At 43.1% G+C, this 18,447-nt stretch carries 17 protein-coding genes and 10 tRNA genes; 20 read left to right on the forward strand and 7 right to left on the reverse strand.

Annotation, left to right across the window (positions count from 1 at the left end):
• The first annotated feature begins 29 nt into the window (after positions 1-29).
• The 15 genes from BTO30_RS12890 (at position 30) to BTO30_RS12960 (ending at position 7,403) form a co-directional block, all read left to right on the forward strand.
• Positions 30-105: transfer RNA gene (locus BTO30_RS12890), tRNA-Leu, on the forward strand.
• Positions 106-121: 16 nt separating this feature from the next.
• A tRNA-Gly gene (locus tag BTO30_RS12895) sits at positions 122-195 on the forward strand.
• An 11-nt stretch (positions 196-206) separates the two neighbouring features.
• A tRNA-Ile gene (locus BTO30_RS12900) sits at positions 207-280 on the forward strand.
• Positions 281-308: 28 nt separating this feature from the next.
• Positions 309-392, forward strand: a tRNA-Tyr gene (locus BTO30_RS12905).
• Positions 393-398: 6 nt separating this feature from the next.
• Positions 399-472 (forward strand) — tRNA-Trp (locus BTO30_RS12910).
• Between the two features lie 19 nt (positions 473-491).
• A tRNA-His gene (locus tag BTO30_RS12915) sits at positions 492-567 on the forward strand.
• Between the two features lie 17 nt (positions 568-584).
• Positions 585-659 (forward strand) — tRNA-Gln (locus tag BTO30_RS12920).
• A gap of 8 nt (positions 660-667) precedes the next feature.
• Positions 668-749 (forward strand) — tRNA-Leu (locus BTO30_RS12925).
• A gap of 70 nt (positions 750-819) precedes the next feature.
• Positions 820-894, forward strand: a tRNA-Gly gene (locus BTO30_RS12930).
• A gap of 12 nt (positions 895-906) precedes the next feature.
• A tRNA-Leu gene (locus tag BTO30_RS12935) sits at positions 907-990 on the forward strand.
• A 697-nt stretch (positions 991-1,687) separates the two neighbouring features.
• Positions 1,688-3,355 carry a glycoside hydrolase family 13 protein gene (locus BTO30_RS12940; RefSeq protein ID WP_075399141.1) on the forward strand — a complete coding sequence of 556 codons (1,668 nt, stop codon included), beginning with the start codon at positions 1,688-1,690 and terminating at the stop codon, positions 3,353-3,355.
• Positions 3,356-3,509: 154 nt separating this feature from the next.
• Positions 3,510-4,031, forward strand: a complete 522-nt coding sequence (locus BTO30_RS12945; RefSeq protein WP_075399142.1) for a hypothetical protein — start codon at positions 3,510-3,512, stop codon at positions 4,029-4,031.
• A 144-nt stretch (positions 4,032-4,175) separates the two neighbouring features.
• The gene (locus tag BTO30_RS12950; RefSeq protein ID WP_075399143.1) at positions 4,176-5,288 is read left to right on the forward strand and encodes a DUF2642 domain-containing protein; all 1,113 of its coding nucleotides are present in this window, start codon (positions 4,176-4,178) and stop codon (positions 5,286-5,288) included.
• Between the two features lie 89 nt (positions 5,289-5,377).
• Complete coding sequence (locus tag BTO30_RS12955) at positions 5,378-6,052, forward strand: hypothetical protein (RefSeq protein WP_075399144.1); 675 nt, start codon at positions 5,378-5,380, stop codon at positions 6,050-6,052.
• Between the two features lie 169 nt (positions 6,053-6,221).
• Positions 6,222-7,403 (forward strand): MFS transporter, encoded by a 1,182-nt coding sequence (locus BTO30_RS12960; protein WP_075399145.1) that lies wholly within the window; start codon positions 6,222-6,224, stop codon positions 7,401-7,403.
• A gap of 114 nt (positions 7,404-7,517) precedes the next feature.
• On the opposite strand, the gene BTO30_RS12965 is transcribed toward BTO30_RS12960, so the two are convergent.
• Positions 7,518-8,660, reverse strand: a complete 1,143-nt coding sequence (locus BTO30_RS12965) for a zinc-dependent alcohol dehydrogenase (RefSeq protein WP_075399146.1) — start codon at positions 8,658-8,660, stop codon at positions 7,518-7,520.
• 125 nt (positions 8,661-8,785) lie between these two features.
• Between BTO30_RS12965 and BTO30_RS18035 the strand changes: the two genes are divergently transcribed.
• Positions 8,786-8,884 carry a DinB family protein gene (locus tag BTO30_RS18035; protein ID WP_143331970.1) on the forward strand — a complete coding sequence of 33 codons (99 nt, stop codon included), beginning with the start codon at positions 8,786-8,788 and terminating at the stop codon, positions 8,882-8,884.
• 208 nt (positions 8,885-9,092) lie between these two features.
• On the opposite strand, the gene hxlB is transcribed toward BTO30_RS18035, so the two are convergent.
• The 3 genes from hxlB to BTO30_RS12980 all read right to left on the reverse strand — a co-directional run bounded on the left by hxlB (position 9,093) and on the right by BTO30_RS12980 (position 10,831).
• Complete coding sequence (hxlB, locus tag BTO30_RS12970) at positions 9,093-9,650, reverse strand: 6-phospho-3-hexuloisomerase (RefSeq protein WP_075399147.1); 558 nt, start codon at positions 9,648-9,650, stop codon at positions 9,093-9,095.
• Between the two features lie 2 nt (positions 9,651-9,652).
• Complete coding sequence (hxlA, locus tag BTO30_RS12975; protein ID WP_075399148.1) at positions 9,653-10,294, reverse strand: 3-hexulose-6-phosphate synthase; 642 nt, start codon at positions 10,292-10,294, stop codon at positions 9,653-9,655.
• Positions 10,295-10,456: 162 nt separating this feature from the next.
• Positions 10,457-10,831 carry a winged helix-turn-helix transcriptional regulator gene (locus tag BTO30_RS12980; RefSeq protein ID WP_075399149.1) on the reverse strand — a complete coding sequence of 125 codons (375 nt, stop codon included), beginning with the start codon at positions 10,829-10,831 and terminating at the stop codon, positions 10,457-10,459.
• A gap of 252 nt (positions 10,832-11,083) precedes the next feature.
• Between BTO30_RS12980 and zwf the strand changes: the two genes are divergently transcribed.
• From zwf to BTO30_RS12995, 3 genes are all read left to right on the forward strand, one after another.
• On the forward strand, positions 11,084-12,520 hold the full coding sequence (gene zwf, locus BTO30_RS12985) for a glucose-6-phosphate dehydrogenase (protein WP_075399190.1): 1,437 nt from the start codon (positions 11,084-11,086) through the stop codon (positions 12,518-12,520).
• A 22-nt stretch (positions 12,521-12,542) separates the two neighbouring features.
• Complete coding sequence (gene gnd, locus BTO30_RS12990; RefSeq protein WP_075399191.1) at positions 12,543-13,439, forward strand: phosphogluconate dehydrogenase (NAD(+)-dependent, decarboxylating); 897 nt, start codon at positions 12,543-12,545, stop codon at positions 13,437-13,439.
• A gap of 338 nt (positions 13,440-13,777) precedes the next feature.
• Positions 13,778-14,749: a Gfo/Idh/MocA family protein gene (locus BTO30_RS12995; RefSeq protein WP_075399150.1), complete on the forward strand. Its 972-nt coding sequence runs from the start codon at positions 13,778-13,780 to the stop codon at positions 14,747-14,749.
• 10 nt (positions 14,750-14,759) lie between these two features.
• Here the strand turns inward: BTO30_RS12995 and BTO30_RS13000 are convergent, their stop codons facing one another.
• From BTO30_RS13000 to corA, 3 genes are all read right to left on the reverse strand, one after another.
• Positions 14,760-15,497, reverse strand: a complete 738-nt coding sequence (locus BTO30_RS13000; protein WP_143331969.1) for a YqjF family protein — start codon at positions 15,495-15,497, stop codon at positions 14,760-14,762.
• Positions 15,498-15,571: 74 nt separating this feature from the next.
• Positions 15,572-16,024, reverse strand: a complete 453-nt coding sequence (locus BTO30_RS13005; RefSeq protein ID WP_075399151.1) for a hypothetical protein — start codon at positions 16,022-16,024, stop codon at positions 15,572-15,574.
• Positions 16,025-16,218: 194 nt separating this feature from the next.
• Positions 16,219-17,169, reverse strand: coding sequence for a magnesium/cobalt transporter CorA (corA, locus tag BTO30_RS13010; protein WP_075399152.1), 951 nt, complete (start codon positions 17,167-17,169; stop codon positions 16,219-16,221).
• A 281-nt stretch (positions 17,170-17,450) separates the two neighbouring features.
• Here corA and BTO30_RS13015 point away from each other — a divergent pair, with 281 nt between their 5' ends.
• The gene (locus BTO30_RS13015) at positions 17,451-18,362 is read left to right on the forward strand and encodes a catalase family peroxidase (protein WP_075399153.1); all 912 of its coding nucleotides are present in this window, start codon (positions 17,451-17,453) and stop codon (positions 18,360-18,362) included.
• Positions 18,363-18,447 lie beyond the last annotated feature (85 nt).

An 18,447-nucleotide genomic window follows, 5' to 3' on the forward strand; every position in this document is an offset into this window, starting at 1 on the left:
GCGTCCAGTCCGGACCGCCATTTTATGATGGCTCACTAGCTCAGTTGGTCGAGCAAAGCACTTAAACTCCTTGGGTCGGCGGTTCGCTCCCGTCCTGAGCCACCATTCATCAAACCGCTATGCGGGTGTAGTTTAATGGTAAAACCTCAGCCTTCCAAGCTGATGTCGTGGGTTCGATTCCCATCACCCGCTCCATTATACATAATGGGCCTGTAGCTCAGCTGGTTAGAGCGCACGCCTGATAAGCGTGAGGTCGATGGTTCGAGTCCATTCAGGCCCATTTTTTATTTAATTTACTATCTTAAGACGGAGGGGTAGCGAAGTGGCTAAACGCGGCGGACTGTAAATCCGCTCCTTCGGGTTCGGCAGTTCGAATCTGCCCCCCTCCACCATTTTAAAGGGGCATAGTTTAACGGTAGAACAGAGGTCTCCAAAACCTCCGGTGTGGGTTCGATTCCTACTGCCCCTGCCAATTGAATAATGCTATAATGGCGGTCGTGGCGAAGTGGTTAACGCATCGGATTGTGGCTCCGACACTCGTGGGTTCGATTCCCATCGATCGCCCCATATTTCTTAAAAAAGATTGGGCTATAGCCAAGCGGTAAGGCAACGGACTTTGACTCCGTCATGCGTTGGTTCGAATCCAACTAGCCCAGCCACTTATCTTGCGGGTGTGGCGGAATTGGCAGACGCACCAGACTTAGGATCTGGCGCCGCAAGGCGTGGGGGTTCAAGTCCCTTCACCCGCATTTTTTAGTTTTATACCAAGAACGGTCACATCCTGTGTCAAATACAGAAGCGAGAACATCGTGTTCAAATGCGGAAGTAGTTCAGTGGTAGAACATCACCTTGCCAAGGTGGGGGTCGCGGGTTCGAATCCCGTCTTCCGCTCCATGATAAATCAACGCCGGCGTGGCGGAATTGGCAGACGCGCTGGACTCAAAATCCAGTTCCTTCACGGGAGTGCCGGTTCGACCCCGGCCGCCGGTATCTTAAAACATGTGCTTATTAAAAGAAGCGTTCACCTAGTTTAACAGACTAAGTGAACGCTTCTTTTTTATAAAGAAAAAACTCGAGATTCCTGCTCTTGTTTAAATATAGGTGTTATTTCACAGCCAAAACCTTCTTAGTGACATACCTAGCATGGATGATTCGCGTACTCTTATATTGCAAAGAGTCCTCTCATTGATTTTAACTGCGTTTTTAGTTACATTTGTTTTCAAGACGGCTGCTGATTTCCTGTGCCTATTCAAGTAATTGTTTGGCCTTTAGACAGATGCACGATCTCGACAAACTGATCCCTGTCTGCTTGGAGGCATCCCCAATGTTAAAATTAGTAAGAGAAAGATCCAACGCAGTGCTGTTGGCAGGGTAATATTGGAAAAAACATCGATGAATACAATTGGAAAAGGGTGGTGAAGAATAAGGAAGAAGGGATACGCCGGAAGTTATAAACGGCAGAATCCGACTCCAAATCGGAAAATTAAACCAACGAAATGAACAAGGAGATGTCTCGATGAATGTTTCGGACATCTCCTTCTTCTATAAATGTCGTATGACCCGGAATCATATGAAACGCCTTTATTGTTTGGAAGAATTATCGTCTTGCTGCTAAAAATTCTTTTTCCGGCATACCGTGTTAAAATACTCATATGCAATCATCCAATAGAGGAGTGAGGTTGTTGAAATGAAAAAAGTATGGTGGAAAGAAGCGGTGGCGTATCAAATTTATCCGCGCAGCTTTATGGATTCAAACGGTGATGGGATCGGGGATATTCAAGGGATTATTTCTAAGCTTGATTATTTAAAAGATCTCGGCATTGATGTGATTTGGATTTGTCCGATGTTTGAATCGCCGAATGACGATAATGGCTATGATATCAGTGACTATAAAAAAGTGATGGATGAATTTGGAACGATGTCCGATTTTGATGAGCTGTTAAAAGAAGTCCATGAGCGGGATATGAAGCTTATTCTTGACCTTGTCATCAACCATACGAGCGATGAGCATCCGTGGTTTATGGAATCCCGTTCGTCGAAAGACAATCCGAAGCGTGATTGGTACATTTGGCGGGATGGGAAAAATGGTGCGGAGCCAAACAACTGGGAAAGTATTTTTGGCGGCTCCGCGTGGGAGTATGATCCGCTGACCGAACAATATTTCCTTCATCTTTTTTCAAAAAAACAGCCCGATTTGAACTGGGAAAATGCTGAAGTTCGTCAAGCGTTGTATGAAACCGTTACGTGGTGGCTGGATAAAGGCATAGACGGATTTCGTGTCGACGCGATCAGCCATATTAAGAAAATTGACGGCTTAATTGACATGCCGAATCCAAATGAACTGCAATATGTGCCGTCATTTGACCATCACATGAACGTGAAAGGCATTCAGCCGCTTTTACAGGAATTGAAAGAAGAAACATTTGCGAAGTATGACATTATGACCGTCGGTGAAGCCAACGGTGTCACGGCAGAGGATGTCGAAGAATGGGTAGATGAGGAAAAAGGAAAGTTCAATATGATTTTCCAATTTGAGCATTTAGAGCTTTGGAATTCCGAATCGAAAACAGGTCTAGATATTCAAGGCTACAAAAGGGTCATGACGAAATGGCAAAAAGCGCTTGAAGGAAAAGGCTGGAATGCGCTCTTTATTGAAAATCATGATAAAGCCCGCGTTGTGTCGACTTGGGGCAATGATAAAGAATATTGGTGTGAAAGTGCGACGGCATTTGCGGCGGTATACTTCCTTATGCAGGGGACACCGTTTATTTATCAAGGACAGGAAATCGGTATGACAAATGTGAAGTATGATTCGATTGATGACTATAACGACGTAAGAACGGTCAATATGTACCGTCTTGGAATTGGAGCGGGGATTCATCACGAAGAAATGATGGAAATAATTTGGAATTCTAGCCGTGATAACTCACGTACACCCATGCAATGGTCGGCGGGAAACAACGCTGGATTCACAACCGGGACGCCGTGGCTGAAAATAAATAAGAACTATAAAAAAATTAATGTCGAAGCACAGGTTCAAGAGGAAAGCTCGATTCTTCATTTTTATAAAAAAATGATTCAGCTTAAAAAACAGAACGAGATTTTCACATACGGTACGTACGATATGTTATTAGAAAAGGACACGCGTGTTTTTGCTTATACGCGTACGTTCAATGAAGAAAAAATCATCGTTATCGCGAACTTGTCCTGCCAGCCGGCACCCGTTCAAAAGATGGACGGCGTGTCCTATGAGTATGTACGTTTAATGTTGAACAACTATAAGGTGCCTGAAGAAAATCCGCCAGGTGAACTCATATTGAATCCATACGAAACGAGAGTATATAAGCTGTCTTAACAAAAGAGCCGCCCTGAAAGTCAATGGGCCGCTCTTTTTTATTTTTAAACGTCAGGATAAGCGCTGACAGAAGGAACGGGCGAATGAAGCAGTACACTCTCCCTCTTCATGCATATAATTACAATGACTTTCTAAAACAGGAGGAGAGAAACGAATGAATAAAGAAATACTGAGTTCTTTAGTCGGCAAAACAGTAAAGGTAAACCGCGGCGGCCATGATTCCAGAGTCGGACAGCTGCTGGCAGTGGAGGAAGATTATTTTGTATTGCTCACTAAAGAAGACGGTGTTCTTTATTATAAAGGCCACCATGTCAAGAGTTTGACGGACAATACGAAAAAAGGACTCGAGTTCGATCTTGTCATCCCGGAGGATTTTGAATATACACAGGGTCAAACCTTTAAAGATGTACTGCATAGTTTGAAATATCACTGGGTCACGATCAATCGTGGCGGACATGAAAAGTATGAAGGGGTAATGGACGAAATTACTGACGAATATATTACCATTGTTTATAACGAAGAGGTCATTCGCGTGGCGATGTTCCATATACGCAATATCAGCTATGACATGAAAGTGGAAGGTCCTAACGAAGAAAAAGAGGAAACAGAGGAGAAGAATGAAGAGAAAAATAAAAAAGACAAAGATGGCGGCAAAACGGAAGAAGCAAGCGAGTAATTATTGTCCGTTATTTTCAGTATGAAGTGCCAAGAAGCCACTTTTGAATGAGAGATAGAGACGATTTTGTTTCCTTTTCTCCGATTCAATAAAGGTGGCTCTTGCCATTTAGAAAAAAAGGATAAACATGTGAGGGGGTTAGACATGTCCGGCCCTTATTTTTCAGAGACACTTACAGCACTTATCGGTTATTCGATCGGTGTTTTTTCCGGCGACGGCATCATCCTGAAAGGCAGTCTGGTTGATGTCAAACAGGATTATCTGATTTTACAGAATGAAAAAGGAGACTATTTTTATCATCACCTTGATCAAATTAAATCCGTTTCGAAAAATGCAAAAGACAGACAAACAAAGAAAATCACCCGTGACTTTTTGCGTGCGGAGAATTTACATGACATCTTGGAACAGTGTAAGTACAGCTGGGTCACGATTAACTGTCATAACGATCAAATGCTGACAGGGTTTCTCAGCAGTGTTTTTGAAGATCATCTCATTTTAATAAGCGGCGAAGAAACGATTATTATGCAAACAGCCTATATCAACAATATTTTTCAGGGATTTTATGAACGAACGGATTCCGATGCAGCAAATAATTCGCATGAAAATAAGGAAGCCGCAGACAATGAAACAGAAGATACAAAGGAATTAAATGAAAAAAAAGAACGTTCAGCCAGCCAGCAAGACGAGGAAAAAGACGTTCAAAATGAGGATCATGAAGAGAAAGAAGAGGAAGGTAAGGAGGAATGGGAAGCTTCATCTGAAAAAAAGGAAGAAAGAACGGAAGAGAAGTGTGCCGTAACAGCGGACGTTTCTCCAGCGAACAAAACCATCAGGATGAAAAAAGAGACCCCGTTTGATTTCAAGCTGTCGGGCAGAAAGCTGCGGCTGAACATCACGAAAGGCAAAAAAACGGCAGCCTCGGATTCTAAACCTTCCCATACAGATGATAAAAAGACACAGAGCCGTTCAGCGGACTTATCTCCAGAAAAGGATGCCTGCGTTCAAAAAAGCCGTCCGGTTAAAAAAATGAAAATCAATAAAAAAGACAGAAGCCCGCAGACGGAAGAAAAACAAAGTGCCGCTCCAACAGTCTTACAGATAACGGAAAACATACATGGTTTTTTACAACCGTTGTTGACTCAGGAAGAAAAGGAAAGGATTCTCGAAGCTCAATATTATTCCTTAATGAAACAGGCGGAAAAAGATTACATGAAGCTGCGCAAGAAAAGACTGAACCGGGAAAAAATGAAGAAATAAAGGACTGTTCTTTTTTTAAATTGGTGCAGGAAGCTGTTTTACTTTAAATTATGGATCTTGGGCTTTATTTTAAGAGGGGAGGTAAGCTGATGAAACGCCTAAAAGAGTATGTTGGCGAGCCCATTCACCTGGATCTTACCGGAAAAAGAGAAGTGTCGGGAATTTTGATTGACTTTGGCAGCGATGTGCTGGTTCTTTGTAAACAAAACGAATTTCTTTATCTTCCATTATTTCATGTTCGGGAAATACGGCTTTTATCAAAAGAAGAAGCAGATTTCCTTACGCCGCCTGAAACGACGGACACACTGCCGCTTGCTGATAAGTTATCATTAAAAGAAGTACTGCAGACCGCCTCAAAAGGGAGCTTTGTTGAATTAAATATGACAGCCGGCCAGCCTGTCCACGGCTCTATAACCAATGTTATGGATGATTATGTCGTCTTTTTTTCGCCTGTTTATCAAATGATGCTGATGCCTATTCAGCATATAAAATGGCTGATTCCTTATCCGGCTTCTTCCCGTCCTTATGGATTTGATCACTCCCTGAGTTTAGTGTCGTCTTCTGCCCCTAAAGTGTACGCGGCCACTTTTGCCGATCAGATCGAAAATGTAAAAGGATCCTTCATTACGCTTAATATTGGGGAAAAAGAGTGTATTAGCGGAAAATTTCTCCATAAAGACGCACACTTTATTACGTTGATGACAGTGAAAGAACAGAAAATCCATCTAAATATAAACCATGTTAAAACAGTTGCTTTACTATAAAGCGGAGTGAACCGGTGCGTTTTTTGAACGTATTTTTTATGACAGAGGAATCGGATGCAGCGTGACGGAAACAACACCGCCAGACTGCATCCCGCCATTCCCCTTGAGTAGACTCTCTTATAAGGAAAAGCTTTTTCCTGTATGATAGAGAGGGTAAGGGGGCATGTAAATGAGAAAAGGAAGAAGATCGACAAAAAACGTTGTGTTTATATGTACAGCTTTATTTATGGTCGGTGTGGCGGGAAGCCGGCCGCTCATCCCTCTTTATGCAAATGATTTAGGTGCGGGCCATGCGGAAATTGGACTAATTGTGGCGTTGTTTTCTGTTTTGCCGCTCTTTTTATCCATTAAAACAGGAAGGGTGATTGATTGGATTGGAATAAAAAGTCCGTTAATAGCCAGTATTGGTCTTGGCGCATTGTCCATGATCGTGCTTGCTTTTTATGGAACGCTTGCCGGTGTTTATCTTTCGCAGGTGTTAGCCGGTTTTTCGCAATTAGTTTTTGTTTTATCCATGCAGGCGTATTCCGGCCAATTTTCGAAAAGCAAATTAAGGGAATATTTTATCGCAGTTTTTAGTATTGCGGTTGCGGCAGGAAGTTTCGCCGGTCCATTAGCAGCCGGATTTTTATCGGATTCGTTTAGTTATGGAACCGCTTTTTTAACGCTTGGCCTTGTTTTGGCGGGCATGCTTCCGTTGTCGTTGTTCTTTAGCAGTGAAAAAGACAAAGAAGCTGATGAGGCACCGAAAAAGAAAGAAGGAAATGCCTTTCAATTGCTGCGCATGTCGGATTTGCGCAAAGCTGTGCTGGTCAGTTCTATAGGACTGCTGGCGAAAGATACATACATCGCTTTTTTCCCGCTGCTTGCAGCTGACAAAGGTCTATCGGCGTCTATGATCGGGGTTATTGTCGCCTTGAACGCTGGAGCCGGCATGTTTATACGGACCTTTCTGCCATGGATTTCGCAGCATTTGAAACGAGACCGGATTATTACCATTTCTATTCTTATCGCCGGTTTGATGTACATGCTTAATCCGGTATCCGATCATCTGATCTGGCTAAGCGCATTGTCATTGATCCTTGGCTTTTGCACAGGCATTTGTCAGCCGCTCACCATTTTTGCGACGATCATTGCGCTGCCAAAAGAACGTGTGGCGGAAGGTCTCGGGCTTCGTTTAACGTTTAATAAATTAACACAAATTTTAGGACCGCTGTCACTCGGTTCTCTGTCCGGTGCAGTGGGCATGTCCGGCGTTTTTTACGCGTGCGGCGCGCTCATTATAGCAGGATCTGTTCATCCAGACCGGTATCTTTTCTTAATGAAAAAGAAAAAGGTAATTTCTCATTAAGAAACAAAGGAGATATCCCACAACTTCATCGAGACATCTCCTTCTTATTTCCATCGCCGGATTCTTAGTGAATTCGGCCGTCCAACTGCAGTTTATTGGACAGCCTTTTGTCAGTTATGGTTTCAACACAAATTTAATGCATTCATCTTCATGATCATTAAACATTTTATACGATTCACTCGCTTGATCGAGCGGTACTTTATGTGTAACAATTTCAGATGGGTCAAATTCACCGGCTGTGATTTTCTTAAATAATTCAGGCATATAATGGATGACCGGAGCCTGCCCCATTTTCAGGGTGATATTTCGTTCAAAAAAGCTGCCGAGCGGGAACATATTGTAAACGGAGCCGTATACACCGGTCAGCTGTACGGTCCCGAATTTGCGGACTGCTTTCGTGGCAATTTGAATCGCACTGAGTGTGCCGCCTTGCAGCTTCAGCTTTTGCTCAATCGCTTCAATCGCGGACTTTTTGCCATCCATTCCAACGCAGTCGATCACGACGTCCGCACCACCGTTTGTGATTTCTTTTAAATGACTGCCCATATCTTTATATTCTGCAAAATTAAAGGTTTCAACGTTGTTCATTCTTTTTGCATGCTGCAGGCGATACGGTAAATGATCGACGGCAATAACACGTTTCGCGCCTTTCATCCAAGCAAATTTTTGCGTCATTAAACCAATCGGTCCTGAACCAAGCACAATGACGGTGTCACCAGATTTTACGCCTGAATTCTCCACGCTCCAGTAAGCGGTTGGGAGCACGTCTGATAAAAACAAAAGAGATTCATCTTCGAGTTCACACGACTCCGGAATGACAAAGGGCATGAAGTTTCCATACGGTACGCGTAAAAATTCGGCCTGCCCTCCCGGAAAATTTCCATACCGCTCTGTGAAGCCGAAATAACCGCCTGTATCTAAATGGGGATTTGCATTCGAGTTGTCGCACTGGCTCTCTAAGTCGTGCTGACAGTAAAAACAGTGGCCGCAGGAAACGTTAAACGGCAATACAACCCTGTCGCCTTTTTTCACTTTTGTGACTTCCGAACCGACCTCTTCGACAATCCCCATTGGCTCGTGGCCGATGACATAATCTTCTTCTGCCGGCGGTAAAACACCTTGATAAATATGGAGATCGGAGCCGCAAATAGCCGTTGAGGTAATGCGGACGATAATGTCTTCCTTCTTTTGAATAGTCGGGTCAGCTACATTTTTCACTTGAATGTTTTTCGCCCCTTGGTACGTTACAGCTTTCATGAACACCCTCCTAATTTTGGAATATTCTACTTTTCCCTTTTGAGACGGTAATTATTCCAAAAAAGGGTCAGTCTTTCTGCTCATTTTTGACTGATTAACTAATGAAGCCTCTATAATAAGGAGAAATACAAGGTACCTCACATCGGGGAAATGTGGCGGTTATGCTGCGGGAAGCCGGTTTAAAAAGCTGTCCGACAGATTTTATTTATTTTTTACGGAAATAAATAATACGCTCCAAATAAAAAAGCACAGCCGCCATATGGGCAGCCGTGCTTTTTATTTGCGGTGCTTCAGGTTTTTAAGCACCGTATAAGCGAATAGTACGATAACGATTCCGACAATGATAAGCAGTAGACCTCTCATCTGTACACATCCTTTCAAACATACAAGTACAGATTATATAGCCGTTCGGATGTCGTTTGAAACGTGGTCCTATTCTAAATTCGCATGCCGTCCGTACATTTTGTTAGAGTCCATGCCTTTTTTCTCCATGAACCGCAAAATAACGGAATCGTAAATCAGCAAAAGGCTTTGTTCAAATAGGGAGCCCATTGGCTGAATTGTTTTGTTGCCTGTATCTTCACCGGATTTTGTTTGGGCCGGAATTTCGACAACAATATCAGCGAGCCTTCCAATAGAGGAGTCGGGAACTATCGTTACAGCTGCAACAGTTGCGCCGATTGCTTTCGCTTTTTCCGCCATCGCAACTAAGCTTTTCGTTTCACCGGAACCGGAGCCGACGATAAAAATATCGCCTTCCTCCAGGTTAGGTGTGACGGTTTCGCCGACGACGTATGGATCAAGTCCGACATGCATCATGCGCATCGCGAATGATTTCGCCATGAACCCCGATCGGCCTGCTCCCGCCACGAATACTTTTTTTGCTTCCAAAATACCGTTGACAAGCTGCTCTGCCTGCTCATCACTGATTAAATCAGCTGTACGCTGGAGCTCTTTTAAAATCTCCGCCGTGTATTGAGTCGTTTGCATTGTTACTTAGCAACGGCTTCTTTGATTAATTTTTGCATTTCAGCAGCTGCCGCTTTTTTGTCGTCCTTGCTTGTGATACCGCCGCCAACGATGACAAGGTCCGGCTGTTCTTTAATGACTTCAGGAAGTGTTTCAAGCTTAATGCCGCCAGCGATAGCTGTTTTTGCGTTTTTCACGACGCTTTTAATTGTGTGCAAGTCCTCGAATGAGTTTTTACCGACTGCCTGCAAATCATAGCCAGTATGAACACAAATGTAGTCAACGCCAAGTGCATCCAGTTCTTGCGCACGTGTTTTAATGTCTTTTACCGCAATCATATCGACAAGGATTTGCTTCCCTTGTTTTTTCGCTTCTTCTACAGCGCCTTTGATGGATGCATCTTCAGCTGCGCCAAGGATTGTCACGATGTCAGCTCCTGCTTCAGCCGCTTTCATGACTTCGTAGCCAGCTGCGTCCATAATTTTAAGATCCGCAAGAACCTCCAAGTTCGGAAATGCTTCTTTCATTGCTTTTACAGCGTGAAGGCCTTCGTTAATGACAACCGGTGTGCCGATTTCAACAACATCAATGTGTTCCTGTACTTCTTTTACAAGCTCAATGCCTTCTGGAATGTTAACTAAGTCAAGTGCTAATTGTAATTTCATTTTTTTCTCTCCCTTTTCTTTTTAGTATTTTCAGTCTAACTGCTCGTTCGCAAAAAAAGAAGTACGCACTTTAAAATCATATAGTGCTAAAAAGTATACTGTGATTTGCGGAGAAGTGAATAAAAAACCCGCAGAATGTATTCTGCGGGTTTGACAAGAAACTTATTCATCCGAACCGGTTTTTGCATCACAGTCGTCCCAGTTCTCTTCGATAAACACTTTGTAATTTTTTCCCCAATCGTACATGGATTCAAGAATCGGCATTAATGTTTTCCCTTGTTCCGTTAGTGAATATTCCACTTTTGGCGGAACAACCGGATAGACCTCGCGGTGAACGATAAAATCTGATTCAAGTTCACGCAGCTGGTTCACAAGCATCCGCTGTGTAATGCCTGGCATCAGCGATTTTAATTCATTAAATCGCTTCGTTCCTTCCTTTCCTAAGTGCCATAAAATCAGCATTTTCCATTTACCGCCGATAACGGCCAGTGTCAGTTCTTTTTCACAATTAAAATCTTTTGCACAAACGTGGCCCATACTTTTGCCTCCAATTTATGGTTTATACAGTATACTTTTAGGCACTATATGAAATATAAGTGCGTACTTACTTTTAAACATTATACAAAATATAATCATGAATGTACAGACGGTGACCAATACTATAGGTATTCCAATTTATATAACTGATAAAAGGAAGAGGAGGACGAAATGAATAAAGTAATGATTCCGCACGATCATAATGAAGTTGAACAGAGTGCAGGTTTGTTTGATACGGTGAAGGTAAGTCCGATGACGTTTGTTTTATTCGGTGCGACCGGGGATTTGGCGAAAAGAAAAATTTTCCCTGCTTTATACAATCTGTTTATGGATGGAAAAATGCCCGATTCGTTTTCCATTGTTGGGGTGGGGAGAAGAGAATGGTCTGATCAGACATTTCAGTCCCATGTTGAAGAATCCGTTCATACCTTTTCCAGACGTATCATCAATGATGCGTCAAACATGAAAACATTTCTTCAAGCGTTTCGCTACAGTCCGCTTGATGTAACGAAAAGCGACGAGTATCAATCACTTCTTGAAACGGTTCAACAGCAGGAAAAGAATTTAAGTATTCCGGAAAACCGTCTGTTTTATTTGTCGGTGTCTCCTGAATTTGTTGATGCCATTACGTCCAACATTAAGCAAAGTGGATTGGGAACGGTGAAAGGATGGAAGCGGCTGATCGTTGAAAAACCGTTTGGACATGATTTGACGTCAGCCCGTGAGTTAAATGAAAAATTGAGCAGAACATTTGAAGAAGAAGAAATGTATCGCATTGATCATTATCTTGGAAAACCGATGGTACAGAATTTAGAGTCACTCGTTTATACGAATCCGCTTCTCCGGGCTATATGGAACAAGGACCATATTGTCAATGTGCAAATTACGGCCAGTGAGGTTGTTGGGGTGGAAGAAAGAGCCGGTTATTATGACCGGGCCGGAGCCATCCGGGATATGGTGCAAAATCATATGCTGCAAATGGTGATGATGACAGCTATGCAGATCAGCAAAAAAGGCGCAGAAGAAGTGAACGATGAGAAGCGGAAAGTGATGGAGTCTCTCCGGCCGCTGCAAAAAGAAGATGTAGCAGCGAACGTGATTCGCGGCCAGTACGGTCCCGGGGAAATTAAAGGTGAGCCGGTTACTGCCTATGAAAATGAACCAGGCGTGAGTCCGTCTTCCAAAAACGACACATTTATTGCGGCCCGTTTGTGGATTGATAATGACTTCTGGGCGGGAGTTCCGTTTTATATTCGGACAGGAAAAAGAATGCAGGAGAAATCGACACGTATTGTTGTGGAGTTCAAAAACCCATTAAGCGCAGAAACAGCACCAAATCGTTTAACAATTGACATTAGTCCAAGCGAAGGGGTTTCTCTGCAATTGAATATGAAGAATCCTTTAAATAATCAAATCGAGCCGGTTTCGATCGATTTTTCAGCAAATGCAAAAGATGTGCCGGAAGCGTATGAATTGCTGCTGTTTGGTGCTTTACGGGGAGATCCGACATTCTTTGCGCACTGGAAGGAAGTTGAATTGTCCTGGGAATGGGTGCAGCCTATTTTAGACGCGTTTGAAGAGGATCTTGTTCCACTTCATCTTTACCGCTCAGGATCGATGGGACCGGAAGCTTCTTATCAATTATTGCAGGAAGATGGGTTTAAGTGGCTGGATCACGAACAAAAATAAACAGACAGGAGTATATAAAAACATGAAGATCGGTTTAATCGGTTTAGGAAAAATGGGATTGAATCTTGGTCAAAATCTCATTGACCAAAAGTATGAAGTAGCCGCATTCGATTTAAATGCACAAGCCGTTGAGGAAATGAGAAAATACGGGGCGGAAGGTGTATCCAGTTTATCAGAACTCGTACAGTCATTGCCGAAGCCGAGAATTCTCTGGATCATGGTGCCGCATTCGGTTGTTGACTCTGTTCTCAGCGAAATCACACCGTTGTTAAGTAGTGGAGATATTGTCATTGAAGCCGGAAATTCTCATTATAAAGAATCGATTCGCCGTTATGATCAATTAAAAGAGGCCGGCATACATTTTATGGATGTCGGAACGTCAGGCGGTATGGAGGGAGCTCGCCATGGCGCTTGTTATATGGTAGGCGGAGATGCGGAAGCCTGGAACACGGTGGAGCCCATTTTCCGGGATACAGCGGTGGAAAAAGGCTATTTGTACGCAGGCAAAGCAGGAAGCGGCCACTTTTTAAAAATGGTCCATAACGGCATCGAGTATGGGATGATGGCGGCCATTGGTGAAGGCTTTGAAGTGCTGGAGAAAAGTGAGTTCGACTTCGATTATGAAAAAGTGGCCGGAGTTTGGAATAACGGCTCCGTTATTCGTTCCTGGCTGATGGAACTAACAGAAAATGCCTTCTCCAAAGATGAAAAGCTGGAGGGAATTAAAGGCGTTATGCATTCTTCCGGAGAAGGAAAATGGACGGTTGAAACAGCCCTTGATTTACAGGCTGCTGTGCCTGTTATTGCGATGTCTTTATTAATGCGGTACCGTTCGATGGAAACGGACACGTTTACTGGAAAAGTGGTGGCCGCTCTTCGAAATGAGTTTGGCGGACACAGTGTAGAAAAAGCGGAATAATAAAGATGGATGGAGCTGTCCCATAAGTGCGGATGGAAGGCCGGATTTTGTACTATTTAGGCCGATTTGTTGATATTACAGGCGGATCCTGCTTCATGAAGGCCGAATTTATGGGAAATCCGGTAATAGAAATGAGGAAGGGGTTGTCTCAATAAACGTTTGAGACACCCCTTTTTGTCATTATGATCCACTTCTGCGAAACGGTTTAAACACCACACTGATAATGGTAAAATAGGAACGGGCTGCACAGACCAGCCGATTGTATACTTCAATCGACATGGTAAATCCTTTATGAGGGAGCATTCACTCAACTTTTGCATAAAGAGAGGACTAGTCACATGAATATAGCAACCATTGGAACGAGTACAATTACGGTACGCTTTGTGGAGGCCGTACGAAAAAGCGGGAAACTGACACTTGCCGGCGCGTATTCCCGCTCAGCCGAAAAAGCAAATAAGCTCGGAGCGCCGCGTGTGTTTACCGATTTGGAAGAATTGGCGGGAAGCAAAGAAATCGATGTTGTCTACATTGCGTCACCAAACTCGCTGCATTTTGAGCAGGCGCTCCTTTTAATGAAAAAGAAGAAGCACATTATTTGCGAAAAGCCAATGTTTTCGACGGCAAAAGAGCTTGAGGAAGCCTTTAAAACAGCGGATGAAAATGGCGTCTTTTTGTTCGAAGCCTTCCGCAATCTGTATACGCTAAACCATGATCGTTTAAAAGAAGCGGTTGAAAAAGTCGGTACCGTCCGCCATTCCTTTTTGCAGTACATGAAATATTCATCGCGTTACGACAATGTGCTCGCCGGCGAAGAACCGAATATCTTCTCCCCGAAATTTTCAGGCGGTGCACTTGTCGATCTGGGTGTTTATCCGATCAGCCTGGCTGTGTCGTTGTTTGGAAAACCGAAAAATGTATCCTGTCATGTAACGATGCTGCCGACGGGCGTCGACGGCAGCGGTTCTGTCATCCTCGATTACGGAACGCATACGTGTACAGCGATGTTTTCAAAAATAACGGATTCCTATTTGCCCGGTGAAATTAGCGGGGAAGACGGCACAATCGTGATCGATCATGTTGCGCCCATTTCGACTATCGAATTTACAAACCGCCGTACAGGCGATCAGGAACAATTGGCTGTGCAGGAAGAAGAAAACGATATGATATACGAAGCAGAGGCCATGGCCGCGATCATTGAATCAAATGATCAGGAGAAATATGCTCATTTCCGCAGCGTAAGCGAGATTGTCATTCACATTACGGAAGAAGCGCGCAGACAGGCCGGCATTGTATTTGAGGTAGAGAAGTAAAAACAGGTGTTTATTTGACCTTTTGCAGAGGCCAGATAAACACCTTTTTATTTCCTGAAAAATGAAGAACGGGTTTTGTTTTAAAGTAATAACGCGGCAAAAAAGAAGCCATTGTATGATGGTGCAGCGATGCCTTTGCTTCGGTGATTCTCCAGCGGTCATGATGAATGTCGCCTCGAAAGAGAACATTGTCTTTTGTCGTCCATAAGCAGTAGCGCTCCAGCAGCCAGTATTCAAGGCTTTCTTTCGCCGGCGAGTAGATGTTGGTTGACTGTTTATAACTTGCTTGAAAGGACTCGTTCGGCTTATCCTTCCGCCGGCTTGTGAAATGTACGACCGGCTCTGTGATCACCATTTTCATATGAGCACGTCGATAAGGAAGCGAGGTTGCCATTTTTGCTCCCATGACAACCGGCCGTTTGTCCACATCCAGACTGAAAAAGTAAATGCCCGGAATGCCTTTATAGGTGACGTATGTGCGGACATTCAGTTCCAGATAAGAATGAAAGAATGGAAATTTTGGCAGGCCGTGAAGTCTTGTATTGTGCGCTTTAAATGAAATGACACCGATCCACGCTGTTCCGTCAAATGTGTCGATTTCAAGCTGTTCGGGGAGATAGGCTTTTAAAAAAATGTCGGAAACCGGCCAATGAGCAAAAAGCATATTATGCCATGTCTGCTGCATGAGCCACGGCGTGGAAGGCAATGGATAAGGGCGCTGTTCCACCTCCATAAAATCTGTACGCAAAGATAACAGTCCTTTCAATTGGATCATGATTTCCCGGGGAATAATGGAACAAATAAATCAGGAAGCCAGCTTGATTATATTCCGTTTTCTTTTCTTTTTGGCGTCTCTGCTTTTTCAAGAAAATCGGTTAGTTTAGCCGTTGTATCATCAATGAGGGACTTTATTTTTTCCCTATCCGGCTGTGCTTTTTTTGTTTCATTAATAAGCGGATACAGGCTCTTTTCAATATTCTCATAATCATCTGGATACTGCTCTTCTATTTGGCTTTCAATGACGTCCCAATGTTCCTCAAGCTGCTTGCCGGTCGATTGTATCTTTTCGCCTTCATCCGGTGTTTCCGCATTTGCTTTCAATTCTTGTAACGTACCAAGCACATTGTCCAGCGCATTAGGCATGTCTCTCCATTCTTCCTCTGTTGGATCGGTTTGATTGTCTCTCACCGGCTGCTCGCTTTCATCCACTCCGCATCCGGCTGCCATCAACACAGTCAGCGTCATCGCGGCTGTCATATAATAAAATTTTTTCATCGTATTCTCCTCCTAGGGTGTTCATCTACATTATTGACAAAATCCTTGTTTATAAACCTCTAAACTCAGTCTTCTGTTTTATTTTTCAGTCTGACGGGTAGAAAAAGCGAAAAGGAGATATTTACGATGGCGTTGGATTATTCTTTCGATTTTGATCACATTGATTTCCGGAAAAAACCTCAGAAAAAATACGGCTAATCGTCGTTTTTAAACCAGCCTTTTCGGCGGAAAAAGGCAAACATGGACAGGGCAATTCCTGCCATGATACCGAGCACGATAAAGTAGCCGTAACGCCATGTCAGCTCGGGCATATAACTGAAATTCATTCCGTAAATGCCCGCGATAAAGGTGAGCGGCATGAAAATCGTTGTAATGACGGTCAATGTCATCATAATGCTGTTCATTCGGTTCGAATTGACGGACAAATAACTGTCGCGCATATCTTTTGTCAATTCGCGGTTGGACTCCACAATCTCTGTCAGCATCAATAAATGATCGTAAATATCTTTAAAATACACTTTATCTTTTTTAGACATTTGTACGCGTTCTGAATTCAGCACACGATACAAAAGCTCTCTCATTGGAAAAATAATGCGGCGCAGCTTTAATAATTCTTTTCGAATGTCAAACAAATCGTCCGTTTTATAGTGGTCCGTATCTTCAGCTTCTAATTGAATCAAGCTGTCTTCAATTTGATATACACTTGGGAAAAAATAATCGACGACTTTGTCCAAGAGATGATACAAAATCTGAACCGGGTTCAAATTCTTTCTTTTTTTCGCATCAAGCAGGCGCTCCCATACTGTATCGACTTCGACGGATGGCTTCCGATGAAATGTGACAATGTAATTTGAACACCAAAAAATATCTATTTCTTCGGGTGACAGCGATTTTTGATTGATCGCCTGAATAATCATAAAATTGTGATCGTCGTAATAATCAAGCTTCGGCCGCTGAATAAATTGCAGGCAGTCTTCAATGGCGAGCGGGTGAAAAGCAAAAAAGTCATGTAAAATATGTGTTTCTTCTTCAGTTGGTCCATTCAAGTCGACCCAATACCACTGTATTTGTTCTCCGCGCAGTTCCTCAAGCGGCACATCGCGCAAAATGGTCTGGTCAATCGTCATGGCAGCAGTTCGGATCATGGAATCACCTTCTCTATGGTTTCAAGTCTTTTCCATTATAAACAATATAACCATTAAACGTGAATGAAAACAAAGAGGTGAAGAGAGATCTTTTTTAAAAAATAATGCTCTAACTTAGATGTTTTCCTTTGTTCATCATCGGGAAGATAAAGAAAAATTGGTACCAGAATGAAGGAATGTCTTAAACTATGTATCCTTTAATGTATGTTTGAATAATAGAAGCCTTGATTGATCATAACTGGATCAACCAAGGCTTTTTCACTGAAAAAGGAGGAATAAAGATGGAACAGAATAAGCCGGAATTAGCAAAAAAGGCAATTGATTTGATTGAACATATCGCAGGCACCCATCCGGGCTATCGCCGCGCTCATGCGAAAGGAATATACTGCGAGGCGGTTTTTACACCCAATGGACATGCCTCGCCGTATACAACGGCCGCTCATTTGCAAAAGGAAAAAGTGAAAGCGATTGTCCGTTTTTCCGATAGCTCACCGAACCCGAACATGGTGGACATGTTTTCTCCTGTAAAAGGGATGTCCGTGCAGTTTCAATTGCCGGACGGGAAAGCGGCAAATCTTGTCGGTGTTACCGTACCTGTATTTATCACGAAAACGCCGGAAGCATTTGTGGAAATACTCAGTGTGATGGAAAAGAAACCGGGACCGCGTGACCTTTTAAGAATGTTTATTCAATATCCGGAAAGCAGAGCGGCTTTTCGCATTATAAAAAATACCCGCCCTTTTATCAGCTATTCGACAAGCCGCTATTATCCCATTCATACTTTTTATTTCGTCAATGAAGCTGGGGAAAAACAACCGGTAAAATACGAGTGGGAACCGGATGACACATGGAATTGTGCAGCAAAGAGAGAAGCGGCTGTCCATCCAGCTGATTATTTAGAGGCCGAATTAACGAGGCGTTTTTTAAAAGGGCCGATTGATTTTAACTTGACGGTTATCCTTGGAGAAGAAAGCGATCCGGTTGATGATTCGACAGCAGCATGGCCAAAAGAACGCCAAAAAATAACGATCGGACATTTGTCTATCATGAGAAAATTAGATTATATGGAAGAAAATATTGTATTCGATCCAACCGTTGTGCCGCAAGGGATTATGTGCACGGATGACCCGGTTCTGCGCTTTCGCAGTGAAGCCTATGCCGTTTCATTTGAGCGCCGTTTAAAAGGACAATAAATGAAATTATGCCAGTTAATCGAAAAAAGAATAAAAAAATGTAGTAAATTCATATATACTATAAAATAGATAAAATCGTATATTT

This window comes from Domibacillus antri, from assembly GCF_001936625.1.
Lineage (GTDB): Bacteria > Bacillota > Bacilli > Bacillales > Domibacillaceae > Domibacillus > Domibacillus antri.

Excerpts from the sequence above, each read along its gene's own strand:
- corA (WP_075399152.1), bottom strand. The coding sequence starts at position 17,169 with ATGATCCGAACTGCTGCCATGACGATTGACCAGACCATTTTGCGCGAT.
- BTO30_RS13015 (WP_075399153.1), top strand. The coding sequence starts at position 17,451 with ATGGAACAGAATAAGCCGGAATTAGCAAAAAAGGCAATTGATTTGATT.
- BTO30_RS12940 (WP_075399141.1), top strand. The coding sequence starts at position 1,688 with ATGAAAAAAGTATGGTGGAAAGAAGCGGTGGCGTATCAAATTTATCCG.
- BTO30_RS12995 (WP_075399150.1), top strand. The coding sequence starts at position 13,778 with ATGAATATAGCAACCATTGGAACGAGTACAATTACGGTACGCTTTGTG.
- BTO30_RS12965 (WP_075399146.1), bottom strand. The coding sequence starts at position 8,660 with ATGAAAGCTGTAACGTACCAAGGGGCGAAAAACATTCAAGTGAAAAAT.
- BTO30_RS12945 (WP_075399142.1), top strand. The coding sequence starts at position 3,510 with ATGAATAAAGAAATACTGAGTTCTTTAGTCGGCAAAACAGTAAAGGTA.
- zwf (WP_075399190.1), top strand. The coding sequence starts at position 11,084 with ATGACGTTTGTTTTATTCGGTGCGACCGGGGATTTGGCGAAAAGAAAA.
- hxlA (WP_075399148.1), bottom strand. The coding sequence starts at position 10,294 with ATGAAATTACAATTAGCACTTGACTTAGTTAACATTCCAGAAGGCATT.
- BTO30_RS12955 (WP_075399144.1), top strand. The coding sequence starts at position 5,378 with ATGAAACGCCTAAAAGAGTATGTTGGCGAGCCCATTCACCTGGATCTT.
- BTO30_RS12950 (WP_075399143.1), top strand. The coding sequence starts at position 4,176 with ATGTCCGGCCCTTATTTTTCAGAGACACTTACAGCACTTATCGGTTAT.
- gnd (WP_075399191.1), top strand. The coding sequence starts at position 12,543 with ATGAAGATCGGTTTAATCGGTTTAGGAAAAATGGGATTGAATCTTGGT.
- BTO30_RS12960 (WP_075399145.1), top strand. The coding sequence starts at position 6,222 with ATGAGAAAAGGAAGAAGATCGACAAAAAACGTTGTGTTTATATGTACA.
- hxlB (WP_075399147.1), bottom strand. The coding sequence starts at position 9,650 with ATGCAAACGACTCAATACACGGCGGAGATTTTAAAAGAGCTCCAGCGT.
- BTO30_RS12980 (WP_075399149.1), bottom strand. The coding sequence starts at position 10,831 with ATGGGCCACGTTTGTGCAAAAGATTTTAATTGTGAAAAAGAACTGACA.
- BTO30_RS13005 (WP_075399151.1), bottom strand. The coding sequence starts at position 16,024 with ATGAAAAAATTTTATTATATGACAGCCGCGATGACGCTGACTGTGTTG.